We start from the raw sequence: 15,493 nt of genomic DNA, 5'->3' as shown, positions 1-15,493 counted from the left end.
AAAGCAGCCCTTTCGCGGCGGGGGAGGAAGGTTCGCATGGAACAAGCAAGGGTCGGACTGATCGGCTTCGGAGCGATCGGCAGAGATATTGCGGCAATGCTTGGGGAAGGGAAGGCGGGACGAGCGAGGCTCGTCGGCATCCTGGTCCGCAATCCGGACAAGGTTAGGAAAGATGAGGCCGGAGACGGCGTGTTGGTCACGAACGAGGCGGCGGAGTTGTGGCGTTGCAGGCCGGATATCGTCGTGGAATGCGCGGGCCATGCCGCCGTTCGCGGCTATGCGGAAGCGGCGCTCGCCGAAGGCGCGCACCTGATCGTCGTCAGCGCGGGGGCGCTGGCCGACGAAGCGCTGCTCGCGCGCTTGACCGCCGCCGCCGCGGAAGCGGGGCGGCAGGTGCTCGTTCCGTCGGCGGCGATCGGCGGGCTCGACCGGATTGCGGCGGCCAGTCTCGGACCGATGGGGGAGGTGCGGCTCGTTACTCGCAAGCCGCCCGCCGCCTGGATCGGAACGCCGGTCGAGCGGCAGATCGATTTGGCCTCGTTGTCCGAGCCGGTTTGCGTATTCGAAGGCGCCGCCCGGGAGGCGGCGAGGCGGTTTCCCGAGAGCGTCAACGTTTCCGCCGCGCTCAGCCTAGCCGGCATCGGAATGGATGCGACGAGGGTGAGCGTGCATGTCGATCCGACGATAAGCCATAACGCGCACCGCATCGAAGCCGAGGGAACGTTCGGGCGAATCGAGCTCGAAGTCCGCAACGCGCCGTCCGCCGCGAATCCGAAAACGGGCGTCATCGTCGCGATGAGCGTCGTCAAGGCGATTCGCCAGTTTACCGCCCCGATCGTGATCGGGATATAAGCCGTGCCGAATCGTCTGCGCCCCCGGCTACCACTGAATGAGCATGCCGCGCGATCCTCTCGCGGTCGGCGGAGCGCCGGTCCGGTCGACCATTCGTTGAATCGCGGACGAAGCCGGAATCGACGTGTCGGCCGCTTTCGCGCCCAACGCGTCGGCTTCCTTTTCCAGATGGGGACTTTCGTTCAGCAACGCCCCGGACGCCGTCCTCCCCGTGGGAGCGACCCGTCCGGCCTTCTGCTGGACGACATGGGCAAGCTCGTGCCCGATCATTTGCTGGCCTTTCCGGCTGAACGGATCGTACTGGCCCGGCGCGAAGTGAATATCCGTGCCTTGCGCGTAGGCAAGCGCCCCGACCTGGGCGGCGGAAGCGGAATTCGGATGGATGGTGACGTCGGAGAAGTCGGCATCCATGGCCATCTCCATCTTCGCCTGAACTTCCAGCGGCAGCCGGTTCGGGTCGGCCAGCCGCTGCTTCGGCGCGGCCTCGGACCGATCGGGGTTCGGGTTCCGAATCATCTGCAGCGCGGCCTGATTGCCGGCCGCGCCCGGCCATTCGCCCGTCGGCCAAGCGCCGCGCCCGTCCGTCTGCCCGCCGGGCCGCGCCGGGCCGGCGGACGAGCGCGCCGAGCGGGGGGGCTCGGCGTTTTTGCCCGGCATGGCGTCGGCCGGGGCTTTTTTATGTTCGCGGGAACGTTTCACGAATCCACGCCCTTCTCTCCAAAAAATGGCTGACTCTAGTATACCTCGAATCCGGCTCCGAAGCATGCTCCCCTTACTTATTTTTAAACTAAATTTAAACGGCGAAAGGTTGATTTTGAGCATACGGGCAAGTAAACTCCTAAGAGCGGCGGAATGCCGACATGATGTCGCCGGCCGGGAGGTTCCATGCTCGAGTCTTACCTGTTTCCGATTTCGTACGCGTTTTTGTCTTTTCCCGCGGCGGCGCTGCTGTTTACGCTGCCGTTCCTGATCGTGCAATACCGCAGGTACGGCTACGTTCACAAAGTCCGGGCCGTAACGCTGTTTTTGTTCCTGCTATATTTGCTGAACGCCGTTTATTTGATCCTTCTTCCGCTGCCCGCAACGATCCATAACGATCCTCCGGCGGCGGAATCCTACGCGCAATGGATCCCCTTCCATTTCGTGCAGGATATTCTGAACGAGACGGCCGTCGATTTCGAGCGCCCCGCGACCTACTGGCTTTTGCTCAGGGAACGGGCTTTCCTTCAGGTCGTCTTTAACGTGCTGCTTACGGTGCCGTTCGGCATCTTTTTGCGGTATTATTTTCGCGCCCGCTGGGCGACGTGCCTGGCCTGGTCGTTCGGGCTTTCGCTTTTTTTCGAGGTTACGCAGGTGACGGGCATTTACGGCATTTACGACTATCCTTACCGGCTGTTCGACGTGGACGACCTGCTGGCCAATACGGCCGGAGGCATCGTCGGCTACGTTGCGGCGGAATGGCTGTCGAGGGTGCTGCCGGCGGTCGACAAGCTGGACGAAAATGTCGACCTGTCGAAAAAAAGGGTGATTTACACGCGCAGAGGCCTGGCCTTTATGCTGGACTGGATGATCCTGCTGCCTGCCCATGTCGCGTTTTACGCCTTGGGGATTCCGGTCCCGTATATCGTCCTTATCGTCTTCTACTTTATCGTCCTGCCCTATTTCACCGAGGGAAGGACATTCGGCAAGTGGATGGTGCGCATCCGGCTGAAGGGGAAGGGAGAACGGATCGGCATCGGCGAGCTCGGCGCCCGTTACGGCCTGCTGTATGTCCTGGCGGGAGGGCCGAACGTGCTGTTCGTCGTCTACGGCGTTCGCTATTTTCCGAAAGCCTTGCTGATGCTGTACGCCGTCGGCCTGTTCGCGCTCAATGCGGCGTTTGCCGTTCATTTGCTGAAGTGCCTGTTCAACCGGAACCGGCGTCTTTTTTACGAGGTTCGGAGCGGGACGAGCCATGCGGTGGACGGACCGGGGGATCGGGCGGAAGCCGGCAAAAAGGATGAAAACTGACGTTCGCACGTCTGCGTCCTCATCCGGAAAATGCCGGCCTCTTCCGTCCGTTCGCAAAAAATCCGGCATTTTTCAAGCGGTTCAAGCGCCTTTCGCGTCTTTGTCTTGCAGCAAATGCTCGGCCAGCGCCTGCTGCAGCGTTCCTTTGGTCATCGCTTTATGCGTAAACGTAAGGTCCGAAGAAATCATGATCTTTACGGTTTCCGGCCTGAGCCCCGTGATCGTCGTTTGGCAGCCCATCATTTTAATTCCGTCGATCATGCGAATGAGGCGGACGATCACTTCGGCCTCCATCTTCAAGACGCCGGAAAGGTCGATGATCAACGATTCGATCCGGCGGTCGCCCAGATGCGAAATGACTTTGTCCTCGATCGCGGCCGACCGGTGCAAGTCGACGTCGCCGATCAGCGGCAAAATGGCGGTCGAAGGCGTAACCGGGATGATGGGGACGGAAAGATCCTCCACGATCTCCTGCTGCGCGCGGATCAAGTTGTCCTTGAACTGGGAATAGCTCATGAAAAAATGGCTCAGAAACAGATCCATCAATTCGTTGATGCGCTTTTCCAAATCGTAAAACTGCTCCTTGCTGCCCAGATAGTCGTTCATCAGATCGTAGTTGTAGAGAAAGTTCCACATCACGCGCCGCACGGCCTGAATCCATTCCAGCTTGAACGCGAGGGTCAGGGAATGCTTGGCCCAGCTGATTCCTTCCGTTCTGGCGAACGAGACGACCTCGTGCTCTCTGCCTTCGACGATGTACAGCACGAGCTTGTGGGCGTTAGCCACCAAATCGATGTTGCCGATCGCCATGATTTCGTCGATTTTTTCCCGCACGTTGACCGCTTCCGCGAGCAGCCTTTCCTCGAAAGCGCTCCGGTAATGTTCGAAAAACTCCTTCAAGCTGCCGTTCTCGGTCCTTTCCAACTGCAACAATACCGCCGCCTCTCTTCTGACGCTATCGTCCTTTGTAAGAGGAAACGAAATCGTGAATTTCGTTCCGACGCTTTCTTCGCTTTCCACTTTGATCGTGCCGTTATTCTGATGAATGACCGAAAAGACGAACGTCAACCCCATGCCGGTTCCGTTTTCTTTCGTCGTGAAAAAAGGAGTGCCCAGCAGTTCGAGCTTTTTTTTCGGAATTCCGCTGCCGTTATCCTGTATGTATATCGTGACTTCGCTTTCGGAGGCGGACTGCCCGATCGTGATCGTGCCCTTGTCCGGTATGGCTTCGAAGGCGTTCTTCAGCAAATTGAACAGCGCTTTTTTGATCTGGTTTTTCTTGCAGACGATAAAGGTGCCCGGATGTTGAAAATGTTTGACGACCGTGACGCGGTAAAATTGATCCTGGAACAGCTGGGTCAGCGACTCCAGCTCCACGGTCAGGTCGAGCGATACGAAGGGCTCTTCCAGATCGGGCTTGGACATTTGAAGCAGGTTTTGCAGCACCGCGATCGCGTTTTCCAACTCGCTTTGGGCGATCTCGATATATTTTTGTTCGTTTCGTTCCTTCAGCAGCTGCAAAAAGCCTTTGACGGCCGTCAACGGATTTTTGACCTCATGGGCGATACCCGCAGCAATTTGGCCTACCGATGCCAGTTGGCTCAGATGAACGTCGCTTTTTCTTGACGGTTGCGAATTTTCGGTCCAGTGCATGTAGGGTCCTCCGATCTATCTGAATTCCTGTCCAAAAGGCGCGAGGGCTGTCCAGCCGAACGACTATTTTTCATCATTATACATGAATCCGAGAGAGATATCGTTGAATTTCCTAAATTATGGAGGACGGAGTTTTGGCTAGAAAAAAACAAAAAAACGGTCGCGTCGGACCGTTTTTTTCAGAAATCAAGGCGGGGAATCAATCGTCGTCGCGATCGTCGAAGTCATCGTCGAAGTTATCGTCGAAATCAACGTCGTCGTCATCATCGTCGTCGTCGTCGTCGTCATCATATTCGATGGAAAGAATGCTGCCGGTATCGGCATGCACCTCCACCTCGGCTTCGCCCCGGGCCGTTCTGAATTTGACCTCGTAATGGCGTACGCCGTCGTCGGACTCCAGCTTGGCGCGCACAACGGTTCCGGATACTTGTTCGGCGGCAATTTTGGCGGCTTGCTCCGCCGAAATCGGCGTTTTGCCGGAGGCGCTTGCCGTGCCGCTCGCCGAGCTGACCCCCGCGGGGGAACCGTTTCCTGCCGTGCCGCCGCCAGCTGCGGTGCCGTTGGCCGCGCCGTTCCCGTACGCGCTGCCGGCCGCGCTGGCTTCGCTGCCCGTCGAGCCTGCCGATTCGACGATGACCGCCGATTGGCGAACGCGGCCGTCATCGTCGTCATCGTCGTCGAGTCCCGAACGCAGCGTTTTCCCGGTGTAGGCGTCGATGCGGACTTCGTACTCCCGGCGGTTTTTCTCGATATCGACGTCATAGTAAACCTGGCCGAAATCCCGGTCCAATTCGATGCTCTCGACCTGGCCGTCCACGGCCGCAAGCGCCAACTGCTTCGCCCGTTCGACGCCGATGAGTTTTTTGTCCGCCGCGAAGCTCGTCGACACGGCGCCGATGCCGGCGGCTCCAAGCGCGATGACGGCTGCGGACAGAGCGATAATGCGCATGCTCCTCTTGTTCTTCATGTAAATGCTCCTCTCGCGGGTTTCGATTGCAAGTCTACTTTACGCCATCGAAATGAGAGGAGCGGGTTAAGAAGTTTAGAAATGGATGAGAATTCGGGGACCCTTCGCGGCTTCAGGCGTCGTCGTCATCGTCGGCATCGTCGTCCGAATCGTTTTCGTCATCCCATGTGACGGACATAATCGCGCCGGAAATCGCATGGACCTGCACGATGGCGTCCCTGCCGTCGTCGACGTCGATCTCGACCAGATAGTAGGCGCCGCCGTCCGCGGTCCTTTTCAATTCGGCATCTTCGATTTCCCCGGCGACGTGGGCCGCGGCGAGCGACTTCGCTTTGGCCGGCGCAAGCAAGGCGGGCGGTTCCCCCGCGCTTTCCCCCGGCGCTTCCGTTTGGCCGCCGGAAGCGGGAGGCGGAGGCGGAGGCGCGGACCCGCCGGGCGCCGCGGTCGCGGTTCCGTTGCCGCCGCCGGCAGGGGGAGGCGTCGCCGCCTCCGAACCGGAAGCGGGCGGGCTTTGTTCCGTGCCGCCGGAGGGAGAGGGCTCGGCGGCCGCGGCTTCGATCAGCTGCAAATAGACGATCTCACCGCTGTAGGCGTCGGCCTCTACCTCATACAGCCCCCGGTCCGTTTGCAGGCGCATCCGGTATACCCCGCCGGATTTGGTCGTTTCCGAAACGATGCCGGGATAGCGGGCGAGCACCGCACGTTCCGCCGCTTCCCGGGACAGCGCGACGGCTTCTCCCGTCCACGGCTTCCAGATCAAAATCGCGACGATCGCGGCGACGGCCAATCCGCCCAGCCCGGCGATCCAACGTTGTCGTTTGTTCATGTCGAGTCCCCCGCGTTGTTTCGATAACCCCATCATACAGCAACAAGATGAGAATTCGCTGAGAGACGGGCGCTATGGCCGATCCGGAAGCGATATCGTCACCGTCGTTCCGACGCCCTCCAGGCTGTCCATCGCCAGTTCCGCGCCGATCGCTTCGGCGATTTCCTTCGCCAGCGACAAGCCGAGGCCGAAACCGCCGGTTTGCCTGCTGCGCGCCGTGTCCACCCGGTAAAAACGGTCGAACACCTTCGACAAATCCTGCTTCGGAATGCCGACGCCGCGGTCGGCGATGCGAATCCAGGCCGAAGGCGTTTCGCCGGAGGCGCCTATCGCCACGGCAATCGGCTCTTCGCTGTATTTTCGGGCATTGTCCAGAAAAATAAACATCAGCTGCTTCAGCAAATGCTCGTCCGTTCGAACGAATATCGGCTCTTCGGCTCCTTCCAGATGAACGTCGCGCCGGTACGCGTTGCGGAAGGCGCCGACCGTCGCCGCCGCCAGTTCCGCAAGATCGAGCCTGACCGCCTTCGCGTTCCACTGCTCCTTGTTTCGGGCGAGCAGCAGCAGGCGCTCGGTCAATTCTCGCATGCGGATCGCTTCCGAATGAATCGCTTCGATCGATTCGGCGAACAGATCCGGACGCTCCATGCCTTTTCGTTTCAGCAGGCTCGCATAGCTTTCGATGACCGTCAAAGGGGTTTTCAATTCGTGCGAGGCGTTCGAAACGAACTGCTCCTGCTTTTCGAAATTGCTTTCCAGCAGGTCGATCATCCGGTTGAACGTTTGGCCCATTTCCGTAAGCTCGTCTTTGGAAGAGGTGTCCAGCTCAAGCCGTTTGAATCGGCCGCTCCGCCGGATGTCCCGCATCGTGCCGGTCATCGAACGAATCGGCAGCGCGATTAGCCTGCCGAGCAGGCGGCTGGAGGCGACGACGGGAACGAGCGCGATGGCGGTGACGACGATCAAAACGAGCCGAAGCGTCCGCAGATTGTCCGTCGTCTCCTGCAGGCTTTGCGTAATCTGCACGTTGGCGACGCTGCCATCCGTCCATATGACCGGAACCGACACAAGCGCGTATCGCTCGCCGCCGTGTTCGAACATATCGGTCGTTTTTTGCGGAAAATACGAGCTTTCGCGTTTGCTCAAAGCCGATTGCGACGGAGAAGTGACCGGTGCATAGCTTTCGCCCGGCCCGGTGACGACTTGCAGCATGCCGTTCGCGGGCACGTATGCGCGCAGCAAATCCGGCAGGCCGATCGTTCCGATGCTTTGCAGAATGCCGTTCGCGCTTGCGGCGGCTTCGGTTTCCGCCTGGCGGATTTCGCTGTCGATCGACAGCCTGGAAAAGACGTGGTAGATCGTCGCATTCATGACGACGAGCAGCACGGTAAACAAAAGGGACGAATAAAGATGGATTTTGTTCGTCAGCTTCATTTGTTTTCCTTCAGGACGTAGCCGACTCCGCGTACGGTTTGGATCAGTTCGGGCTGCCTTCCGTGGTCGATTTTTTTGCGGACATAGCGGATGTAGACGTCGACGACGTTCGTTTCTCCGACATAATCGTAGCCCCAGACCGCCTCCAGAATTTGCTCACGACCCAGCACCTGGCGCTTGTTTCTCAGCAGGTAGACGAGCAAATCGAATTCCCTCGGCGTCAGTTCGACCGGGTCGCCGCCCCGAAGCACTTCCCGCGTTTTTTCGTTGACTTTCAAATCCGCCGCCGTCAGCCATTCCTCCCCGGCCGTTTCGGCGGGAGCCCCGGCGCGATGGCGGAGAGAGGCGCGGATGCGGGCGAGCAGCTCTTCGATCTGAAACGGTTTCGTCATATAATCGTTGGCTCCGTAATCGAGTCCGGATACTTTGTCCTCGACGGAGTTTTTGGCCGTCAGCAAAATGACCGGAGTATGCGGATCCTGCGTTCGAATCCGGCGCAGCAGCTCGATTCCGCTCATGCCGGGGAGCATGACGTCCAGCAGGATCAAATCCCAGCCGCCCCTGCGGTAAGCTTCGAGGGCGTCGAGGCCGTTGGCGAATCTCGCCGTTCGATAGCCTTCGATTTCCAGCTCGATTTCCAGCAGCCGCGATATTTTTTCTTCGTCTTCGACGATCAAAATCGATTTGTCCATGACCCGGTCACCACATCATCCAAGCGAAAAAGACCGCCGCCAGCACGAAGCGGTACGCCGCGAACCACTCGAGCTTGAGCCGCTTGATCAAATTGAGGAAGGTGACGACCGCGAGCATGGCGACGACGAACGCGGCGACGAAGCCGATCCCGAAGAGAGCGAGCGCGTCCGAGGTCAAATATTCCCGGCTGTCGTACATGTCGAGAATCGTGGCGCCGAGCATGACCGGGACGGAGATGATAAACGTAAAATCGGCCGCCGCTTTTTGGCTCGTTCCGAGCAGCAGCCCGCCGGAAATCGTCGAGCCCGACCGCGAAAACCCGGGCCACAAAGCCAGGCATTGAAAAAGGCCGATCCCCAGCGCCTGCTTGTAGCTGATGTCGTCGGTGTTCTCCGCGGTCACTTTGCGTTTCGCTCTTGCGGCGATAATCATCAGCACCCCGCCGGCAATGAGGCCGACGAGCACGGGTTCCGGCCCGAACAAGGTGCCTTTGATGAAGTCTTTCAGGATCAGATAGACGACGAGAGCGGGAATCATGGCCAGAATCATATGGATGGCGTTGAGTTTGTTTTTGGCCGAGAAATCGAAGGCGAACAAATCCTTCAGGATGGACATGTAGCGGCCCCAGTACAGGATAAGGACGGCCATCACGGCGCCGAGCTGGATGACGATTTTGAAGGTGGTCGCCGCGTCTCCTTCGAAGCCCAGCAAGTCGCCGGCCAAAATCAGATGCCCGGTGGACGAAACGGGGAGAAACTCGGTCAGGCCTTCGATAACGCCTAAAATAATCGCGCTTATTACGTCATTCATTCGTCGTATTCCGCCTTTCTTTTTTGAATCGCGAGATTGGGAGACGAAGCCGCGTTCGCGGACCCGGTACAAGCGGCTGCCGTTTCTTCATGCTATTATACCCGCTGGGAGGACAGAACCGAAATCAAATCATAGATTCCGAAAGATAAAAAAATGATAAACGCTAGGAACGCCTGCTTGAAAACGAATGCCGGTCCGGCTCGCGGCGAATCCGCGAGCCCTGTCCGGGGGAGAGCCGGGGCGAATCCGCGAGCCTTGTTCAGGGGAGAGCCGCAGGGAAATTGCGATCCCTGTCCTAAGGAGATCCGCGGCAAGTCCGTCGGCATTCGTTTGCCGGAGAAGGGGGAGTCACGGGGGACGGCGCGCGTAGGGCTAGATGCTTGCCAGGCGGTCCGTGGCGCGCAGCTCCGCGATCGTGGCGGCGCCGATGCCGAACATGGCCGTGCGCAGCTCGCGCTCCAGCCGCTCGGCCAGGGACGACAGCATGTCGGGCGACGTCACGGCGGGTAGCAGCAGCGAGCGTCCGAACCCCGCCAAATGGGCGCCGAGCGCCAGCGACTTGGCGGCATCGACGCCGTTTGCGAGCCCGCCGCTCGCGATGAGCGGAATGTCCGGGAGCTGTCGCCGGACTTCCCGCACGCATTCCGCCGTCGGAATGCCCCAGTCGGCGAACGCTTCCGCGGCGAGTCGCGCGACTGGATCGGCGGAGCGATGCTTTTCCACCTGGCTCCAGGACGTGCCGCCGGCACCGGCGACATCGAGGAACGCGACGCCCGCGTCCGCCAGGCGCTCGGAAACGTCGGCCGCGATCCCCCAGCCGACCTCCTTGACGCCGACCGGGAACGGAAGCCGGCGGCACAACTCCCCGATCCGCTTCAGCAATCCGCGAAAATCGGTATTCCCCTCCGGCTGGAACGCCTCCTGCAGGCTGTTCAGATGAAGCACGAGCGCATCGGCTTCGAGCTTTTCCGCGGCCCGCATGCATTCGTCGTATCCGAAGCCGTAATTGAGCTGAACGGCGCCCAGATTCGCGAGGATGGGGATGTCCGGCGCGAATCGGCGAACCCGAAACGTCTCCATCAGCTCCGGACGCTCGATCGCCGCGCGCATGGACCCGACGCCGTACGCCCAGCCGCGCGTCTGCGCCAGAACCGCCAGGTTGCGGTTAATATTCGAAGCCTGTTCCGTCCCCCCGGTCATCGAGCTGATCAGAAACGGAGCGCCCAGCTTCCGGCCGAGGAATTCGGTATCGGTGCGCACGGCCGCGTAATCGATCTCCGGCAGCGCCTGATGACGGAAGCGGTACCGTTCGAAGCCGGTCGTGATGCGCTCGCCCTCGACCCGCTCGTTCAGGCAAATTTCGATGTGCTGGCTTTTTCGCCGCTCGGTTGCGTTCGGTTCTTCCATGATCGTTCTACCTCCACGATACCAGCATTGCACAGCCGGTACCGGTTCTAAACCTACCTGGGGCCTGTCCGCTCCTGCAATTGGTCGCCGGGCGGCAGCGAATCGCTTTTTCTTTTGGCGATGGGATTAGCAGACGTATCGTATCCCGCGAGGAGTTGACGAAGCTTTCCGCTTTCGCGCCGATTTTTAACTTCTATAGGTAATATGGCTGTTTCGCAGAACTATTTGAGTCGTGGGCTACCCATCTCACCGCCTCCGCGCGCAAGCTGGCGAACCATTTGAGTCGTGGCTGCCCATCTCACCGCCTCCGCGCGCAAGCTGGCGAACCATTGAGTCGTGGCTGCCCATTTCACCGCCTCCGCGCGCAAGCTGGCGAACCATTTGAGTCGTGGCTACCCATCTCACCGCCTTCGCGCGCAAGCTGGCGAACCATTTGAGTCGTGGCTGCTCTTTTTAACCAGCCATTCCATGCTTGCGGCGATCGACGGCATAGCGGTCGCCTTTGCCGGAGGAGATTTTCTTGGTCCTTTGTTGGCCAATAGTTCCATACATCCAAGACATCCAAGACATCCAAGGCAAGTTCGAAGCGATCCTACTGTCCTGTTCTTGAATCGAATTTCCTAATTCCAAGGATAAAATTTACGAAAAAATACACCTTTAAATCCTACTTCCAACTCTGGTTGACGTTAAATTTTAGTAAAAAGTATCTATATTAAAAGAAGTCGAATTTTGTATAATCATGGGGTAACTGCCATTGCAGGCAAGAAAACGGAGGGGGGCCGGCGGGAGAAAGAAGGTTTGCGGAAGCGTTTAACAGACGAATCGACTGAAGGGGTTAACGACATGTCACTGAAAAAGCTCGCATCGCTAGGATTGGCTTTCATCCTTTTGTTGAGCTTCATCGTGCCTGTGTCTGCGGCGACGTTTCGCGATACGCAGGGGCATTGGGCGCAAGAAGCGGTGGAAAACTGGAACGCGAACGGCGTCGTAAGCGGATATGATGGGGCATTCCGGCCGAACGACGCCGTGACTCGCGCCGAATTCGCCACGATGATCGACAACATGGTCAAATACGTGGAGACGGGAGACAACCCGTTTACCGATCTTAGCGCGGAAAAATGGTACTATGACGCCTTGATCAAGCTGAACGCGGCCGGCGTCATGAACGGTTCGGACGGCAAAGCGCTGCCCGATCGCCCGATCACCCGCCAGGAAGCGGCCGTGATCGTCGCAAAAGCGTTCGGCATCGAAGGCGGGTCCGCCGATTTCGCGTTTACGGACGCAGACGAGATCGCCGGGTGGGCGGCAGACGCCGTGAACGCGCTCGTCGCGAACAAAATCGTAACCGGCACGCCGGACGGAGCGTTCAAGCCGCTTGCGAATTTGACTCGGGCGGAAGCGGTCACGATGTTCGACAACTTCGTCCGGAAGCTGATCGCATCTCCCGGCGAATACTCCGAGGACGTGCAGGGCAACCTGGTCGTCAATTCGGCGGATGTCGTGCTCAGCGACATGAGCATTTCCGGCGACCTTTATGTAACGCAAGGCGTCGGCGAAGGCGAAGTGACGCTGAACAACGTCGAAATCGCGGGCGACGTGTTCGTCAGCGGCGGCGGCGAGAACTCGATTATTTTCAACAGCGTCGACGTGAAGGGCGCTCTTGTCGTCAACAAATACAACGGCAAGGTCCGCATCTTGGCGACCGGCAGCACGTCCGTTTCCGTCACGCAATTGGAAAGCGGCGCGCTGCTCGTAACCAAGGAGCTTACCGGCGGCGGCTTCGAAACGGTCGAAATTTCGGCCGATGTCGTTGCGGGACAGCAGATTGTGCTGGACGGCAACTTTAACAAAGTCGTCAACCGTTCCGAGTCCGCGCAAATTACGGCAAACGGAACGATCGGCGAACTCGTCGCGGAGGCCAGCACGAAAATCGCGGGCAACGTGGCGATCGATAAAGTAACGGCGCAAAACGGCGCTACAGCGACGGTGAACGACAAGACCGTCGAAAACGGCGGCAGCGTCGGCGCCGCAGCCGGCGGAACTGTCGGCGGAGGTTCTGCCGGCGGCGGAACTGTCGGCGGCGGGTCGACCGGAGGCGGCTCTGCGGGAGGGGGCACGACCGATGGCGGATCGGGAGGCGAAGCTCCCGCTGTATCCGTGACCGGCGTCTCCATTACCGAAAGCGATATTTCCCTCGTCGTCGGCGAGACGAAGCAGCTTGCGGCTGCCGTCGCTCCGAGCAACGCCACGAACAAAAACGTGGAGTGGCAGATCGCCGGAGACTCGACCGATGTCGCGACGATCGACCAAAACGGCGTTTTGACCGCAGTCGGCCCTGGCGCGGCGATCGTCAAGGTCGTCACGGAAGACGGCGGCAAGTTCGCCCAAACGACGGTGAAGGTCAGCAAGCCGGCGCTCGGGATCGCTCTTTCCGAGTTTGCGGGCGATGCCGTCGACGCGGCCGCAGGGCTGGATGCGGCGCTTGTCGCGAACAGCGGCAGCTTGTCCGTCTACAAGTTCGACAAGTCTTTGTATGCGTCAAACCGCTACGACGCGATGGTGGTGGCGGGAAGCGAGCTGCAGCAAACGCAGCAGCCGTCCGGGCGCGCCGCTTCCCTCGTCGTGACGCTGAAGGATTCGAACGGCAACCCGCTTGCCGACTCGACCGGCTTGAAAGCAAGCGTAACAAGCGCAACCTATTCCTATGAAGCCGTATTGGGCGAAGGGCTGGCGGAGGGCGCGAAGCCGGGAAGCTTCGTCCTGACGCTGGACGCCGGAAGTCCGGAAGCGATCCGGAGCGTCAACGTAACCGTTTCGCACGGCCATTACGCCGACACCGAATTGTCCTTGCTTTACATTCCTTTCGGAACGGCTTATGTAACCGGCATCGATCCCGTTTCCGGGGATACGGCCATCGGCTCGGAGCTTGCGGCCGGAACCGTTCATTTCGAGAACATTCCGACCAACGAAAGCATCGCGTACAAATGGCTTCGGGCCGACCGCGCGGAAGGGCCGTATGCGGTCATTGACGGCGCAGCAGGCTCCTCGTATACGCTGACGAAGGAAGACAGCGAAAAATACATTCGCGTCGAAGCCTCCGCGGACCAAATCGCGGTCGGCGGCTATGCCGTCAGCGAACCGTTCGGGCCTGTTCAGAAGGCGATCCATACGAGCGAGCTGTTCGCGGCGATCGAGGCTTCCTTCCTCGGACAAAACGAAAATGCGGGCAATATCGTTTCCAACTTGAATCTGATGACCGCTTTGGCCGACTTCCCCGGAGTCACGATTGCGTGGGAATCGGACAACGCCGCCGTGACGAGCGAAGGGATCGTGACCCGCGACGGGGAAAACGATCAATTCGTCAAATTGACGGTCAAGCTCGGCGGAGCGGTGACGGATTCGAAAACGTACGAGTTGATCGTCCGCAAACAAGGCACGGACAGCGTCGAAACGGGCGACTTTATCGATCCTTATTTTGTCGACGGTTATCCGCAAGCCTATATTAAAGACGGCACGATTCGGGTTCGTTACAAGCTGAACGCGCCGGCGGAAGTTTATATGGTCGTCAACGCGATCAACGGAAACTGGGAATCGAGCGTGAAAGCGGTGCTGGAAGGCCGTTCCGGCGACGACAGCCATGTCGTTTGGGTAGACGAATGGCCGTACTTTAAAATAGAAGCCGGCCAAGTCGGCGAGCTGCAGGAATTCGATACCGGCGTTTCATTCTACGACGACGAGGCGCGGGTGGAATTCGTCATCCGGGACGCCGGCAGCAATTACACGTCCGGCAATGTCACGACGATTTTGTTCGATGCGGCAACGGTCGACGCGCTCGACACGTATCCGCCGCATTCGTACGAAGCGTTCGTCAATGACGCTTTGGATACGATCTATTTGTACTACGACGAACCGCTGGATCCGGAAAGCAAGCCCGCGGCATCGGAATATGCGTTGAACTACGGAAGCGTCGCCGGAGTGGAAGTGGTTAACTACGAGAACGTCCGGCATATGGTATCGTCTTATGTAAAACTGACCGTCAGCGGCATTCCGGCGGATCGGAAAAACGATCTGGAGCTGTCCTACAACGGCCAGTCCTTGCAGGACCGGACGGATGCGAAAAACAAAGCGGAAACCTTCGCCGATCGTGCCGTTCTCGGAACGGAAGAAGCGATCCGGACGGCGACAATCAGTTCCGACCGGAAATCGGTCATGCTGGAAATCGTGCCGGGCTGGAACCCGCTGGACAATCCGAGCCTGAGCGAAGCGGCGGCTCGCTTTGCCGTGACAGTGGAAGGACAGGGAACCTATGCGCCTTCTTCGGCGAGCTACAGCTATACGACGGATCGGCTGTGGTACGCGTTAAAGTTCACGGACTCGCTGCCGGCGGGCGCTGTGTCGATTAAAATGGATACGACGGGCATCGTCGGCTGGGCGATGAACGCCTATCCGGCAGAAATCACGCTGCAGAACGTCAGCGAAATCGGAGCTCCCGGAACGCCTACGGCTGCCTATGTCGATGGCCAAATTCGCCTGGCGTTCCATGAAGGCTTCGCGTTTGAGACAAGCTTTACCGCGGCGGGACTGACGCTCAAGGTGGACGGTACGGAATATTCGCTCAGAGGGTTTATTGTCCATGACGATTATACCGACGATGCGGACAACGCCATTGTTATCGATTTGAACGGCCCGTATGCCCAACATTTCAAAAACGCGATCGAATCGGGAAGCGCGATTCAGATCAAGTATGCGAAAGTCAACGGCACCGACGAAAAACAACTGTCGGATGCGGCGGGAGCGCTCGTTCCCGATTTCGATTACGTAACGGTTACGAAATAAAGAAA

General features: G+C 59.1%; 11 protein-coding genes. 3 read left to right on the top strand and 8 right to left on the bottom strand.

What is annotated here, in order from left to right; genetic code table 11:
• Positions 1-36 precede the first annotated feature (36 nt).
• A complete protein-coding gene (locus tag B7E11_RS12350) occupies positions 37-852 on the top strand; it encodes an aspartate dehydrogenase (protein ID WP_080834749.1) in 816 nt (271 codons plus the stop codon).
• A gap of 27 nt (positions 853-879) precedes the next feature.
• Here the strand turns inward: B7E11_RS12350 and B7E11_RS12345 are convergent, their stop codons facing one another.
• Complete coding sequence (locus tag B7E11_RS12345; RefSeq protein WP_176220714.1) at positions 880-1,551, bottom strand: eCIS core domain-containing protein; 672 nt, start codon at positions 1,549-1,551, stop codon at positions 880-882.
• Positions 1,552-1,737: 186 nt separating this feature from the next.
• Here B7E11_RS12345 and B7E11_RS12340 point away from each other — a divergent pair, with 186 nt between their 5' ends.
• Complete coding sequence (locus tag B7E11_RS12340; RefSeq protein ID WP_080834746.1) at positions 1,738-2,862, top strand: VanZ family protein; 1,125 nt, start codon at positions 1,738-1,740, stop codon at positions 2,860-2,862.
• 81 nt (positions 2,863-2,943) lie between these two features.
• On the opposite strand, the gene B7E11_RS12335 is transcribed toward B7E11_RS12340, so the two are convergent.
• From B7E11_RS12335 to fni, 7 genes are all read right to left on the bottom strand, one after another.
• The gene (locus B7E11_RS12335) at positions 2,944-4,515 is read right to left on the bottom strand and encodes an ATP-binding protein (protein ID WP_080834745.1); all 1,572 of its coding nucleotides are present in this window, start codon (positions 4,513-4,515) and stop codon (positions 2,944-2,946) included.
• A gap of 199 nt (positions 4,516-4,714) precedes the next feature.
• Positions 4,715-5,482, bottom strand: a complete 768-nt coding sequence (locus B7E11_RS12330; RefSeq protein ID WP_080834743.1) for a PepSY domain-containing protein — start codon at positions 5,480-5,482, stop codon at positions 4,715-4,717.
• 112 nt (positions 5,483-5,594) lie between these two features.
• Entirely contained in the window at positions 5,595-6,308 is a 714-nt protein-coding gene (locus tag B7E11_RS12325) for a PepSY domain-containing protein (protein WP_176220713.1), read from the bottom strand.
• A gap of 72 nt (positions 6,309-6,380) precedes the next feature.
• Positions 6,381-7,742: a sensor histidine kinase gene (locus B7E11_RS12320; protein ID WP_080834740.1), complete on the bottom strand. Its 1,362-nt coding sequence runs from the start codon at positions 7,740-7,742 to the stop codon at positions 6,381-6,383.
• Positions 7,739-8,434, bottom strand: coding sequence for a response regulator transcription factor (locus B7E11_RS12315; RefSeq protein WP_080834738.1), 696 nt, complete (start codon positions 8,432-8,434; stop codon positions 7,739-7,741). The genes B7E11_RS12320 and B7E11_RS12315 overlap by 4 nt, the downstream gene beginning before the upstream one ends.
• A gap of 7 nt (positions 8,435-8,441) precedes the next feature.
• On the bottom strand, positions 8,442-9,245 hold the full coding sequence (locus B7E11_RS12310; protein ID WP_080834737.1) for an undecaprenyl-diphosphate phosphatase: 804 nt from the start codon (positions 9,243-9,245) through the stop codon (positions 8,442-8,444).
• 372 nt (positions 9,246-9,617) lie between these two features.
• Entirely contained in the window at positions 9,618-10,652 is a 1,035-nt protein-coding gene (gene fni, locus B7E11_RS12305) for a type 2 isopentenyl-diphosphate Delta-isomerase (RefSeq protein ID WP_080834735.1), read from the bottom strand.
• A gap of 843 nt (positions 10,653-11,495) precedes the next feature.
• On the opposite strand from fni, the gene B7E11_RS12300 reads away from it, so the two are divergent.
• Complete coding sequence (locus tag B7E11_RS12300) at positions 11,496-15,488, top strand: S-layer homology domain-containing protein (RefSeq protein ID WP_080834733.1); 3,993 nt, start codon at positions 11,496-11,498, stop codon at positions 15,486-15,488.
• The last annotated feature ends 5 nt before the right edge of the window (positions 15,489-15,493 follow it).

Source organism: Cohnella massiliensis, from assembly GCF_900169535.1.
GTDB lineage: Bacteria > Bacillota > Bacilli > Paenibacillales > Paenibacillaceae > Cohnella > Cohnella algarum.
The sequence above is the reverse complement of the archived record's forward strand: the minus strand, read 5'-3'. Positions and strand labels throughout refer to the sequence as shown.

Excerpts from the sequence above, each read along its gene's own strand:
- B7E11_RS12350 (WP_080834749.1), top strand. The coding sequence starts at position 37 with ATGGAACAAGCAAGGGTCGGACTGATCGGCTTCGGAGCGATCGGCAGA.
- B7E11_RS12325 (WP_176220713.1), bottom strand. The coding sequence starts at position 6,308 with ATGAACAAACGACAACGTTGGATCGCCGGGCTGGGCGGATTGGCCGTC.
- B7E11_RS12335 (WP_080834745.1), bottom strand. The coding sequence starts at position 4,515 with ATGCACTGGACCGAAAATTCGCAACCGTCAAGAAAAAGCGACGTTCAT.
- B7E11_RS12315 (WP_080834738.1), bottom strand. The coding sequence starts at position 8,434 with ATGGACAAATCGATTTTGATCGTCGAAGACGAAGAAAAAATATCGCGG.
- B7E11_RS12330 (WP_080834743.1), bottom strand. The coding sequence starts at position 5,482 with ATGAAGAACAAGAGGAGCATGCGCATTATCGCTCTGTCCGCAGCCGTC.
- fni (WP_080834735.1), bottom strand. The coding sequence starts at position 10,652 with ATGGAAGAACCGAACGCAACCGAGCGGCGAAAAAGCCAGCACATCGAA.
- B7E11_RS12300 (WP_080834733.1), top strand. The coding sequence starts at position 11,496 with ATGTCACTGAAAAAGCTCGCATCGCTAGGATTGGCTTTCATCCTTTTG.
- B7E11_RS12320 (WP_080834740.1), bottom strand. The coding sequence starts at position 7,742 with ATGAAGCTGACGAACAAAATCCATCTTTATTCGTCCCTTTTGTTTACC.
- B7E11_RS12340 (WP_080834746.1), top strand. The coding sequence starts at position 1,738 with ATGCTCGAGTCTTACCTGTTTCCGATTTCGTACGCGTTTTTGTCTTTT.
- B7E11_RS12310 (WP_080834737.1), bottom strand. The coding sequence starts at position 9,245 with ATGAATGACGTAATAAGCGCGATTATTTTAGGCGTTATCGAAGGCCTG.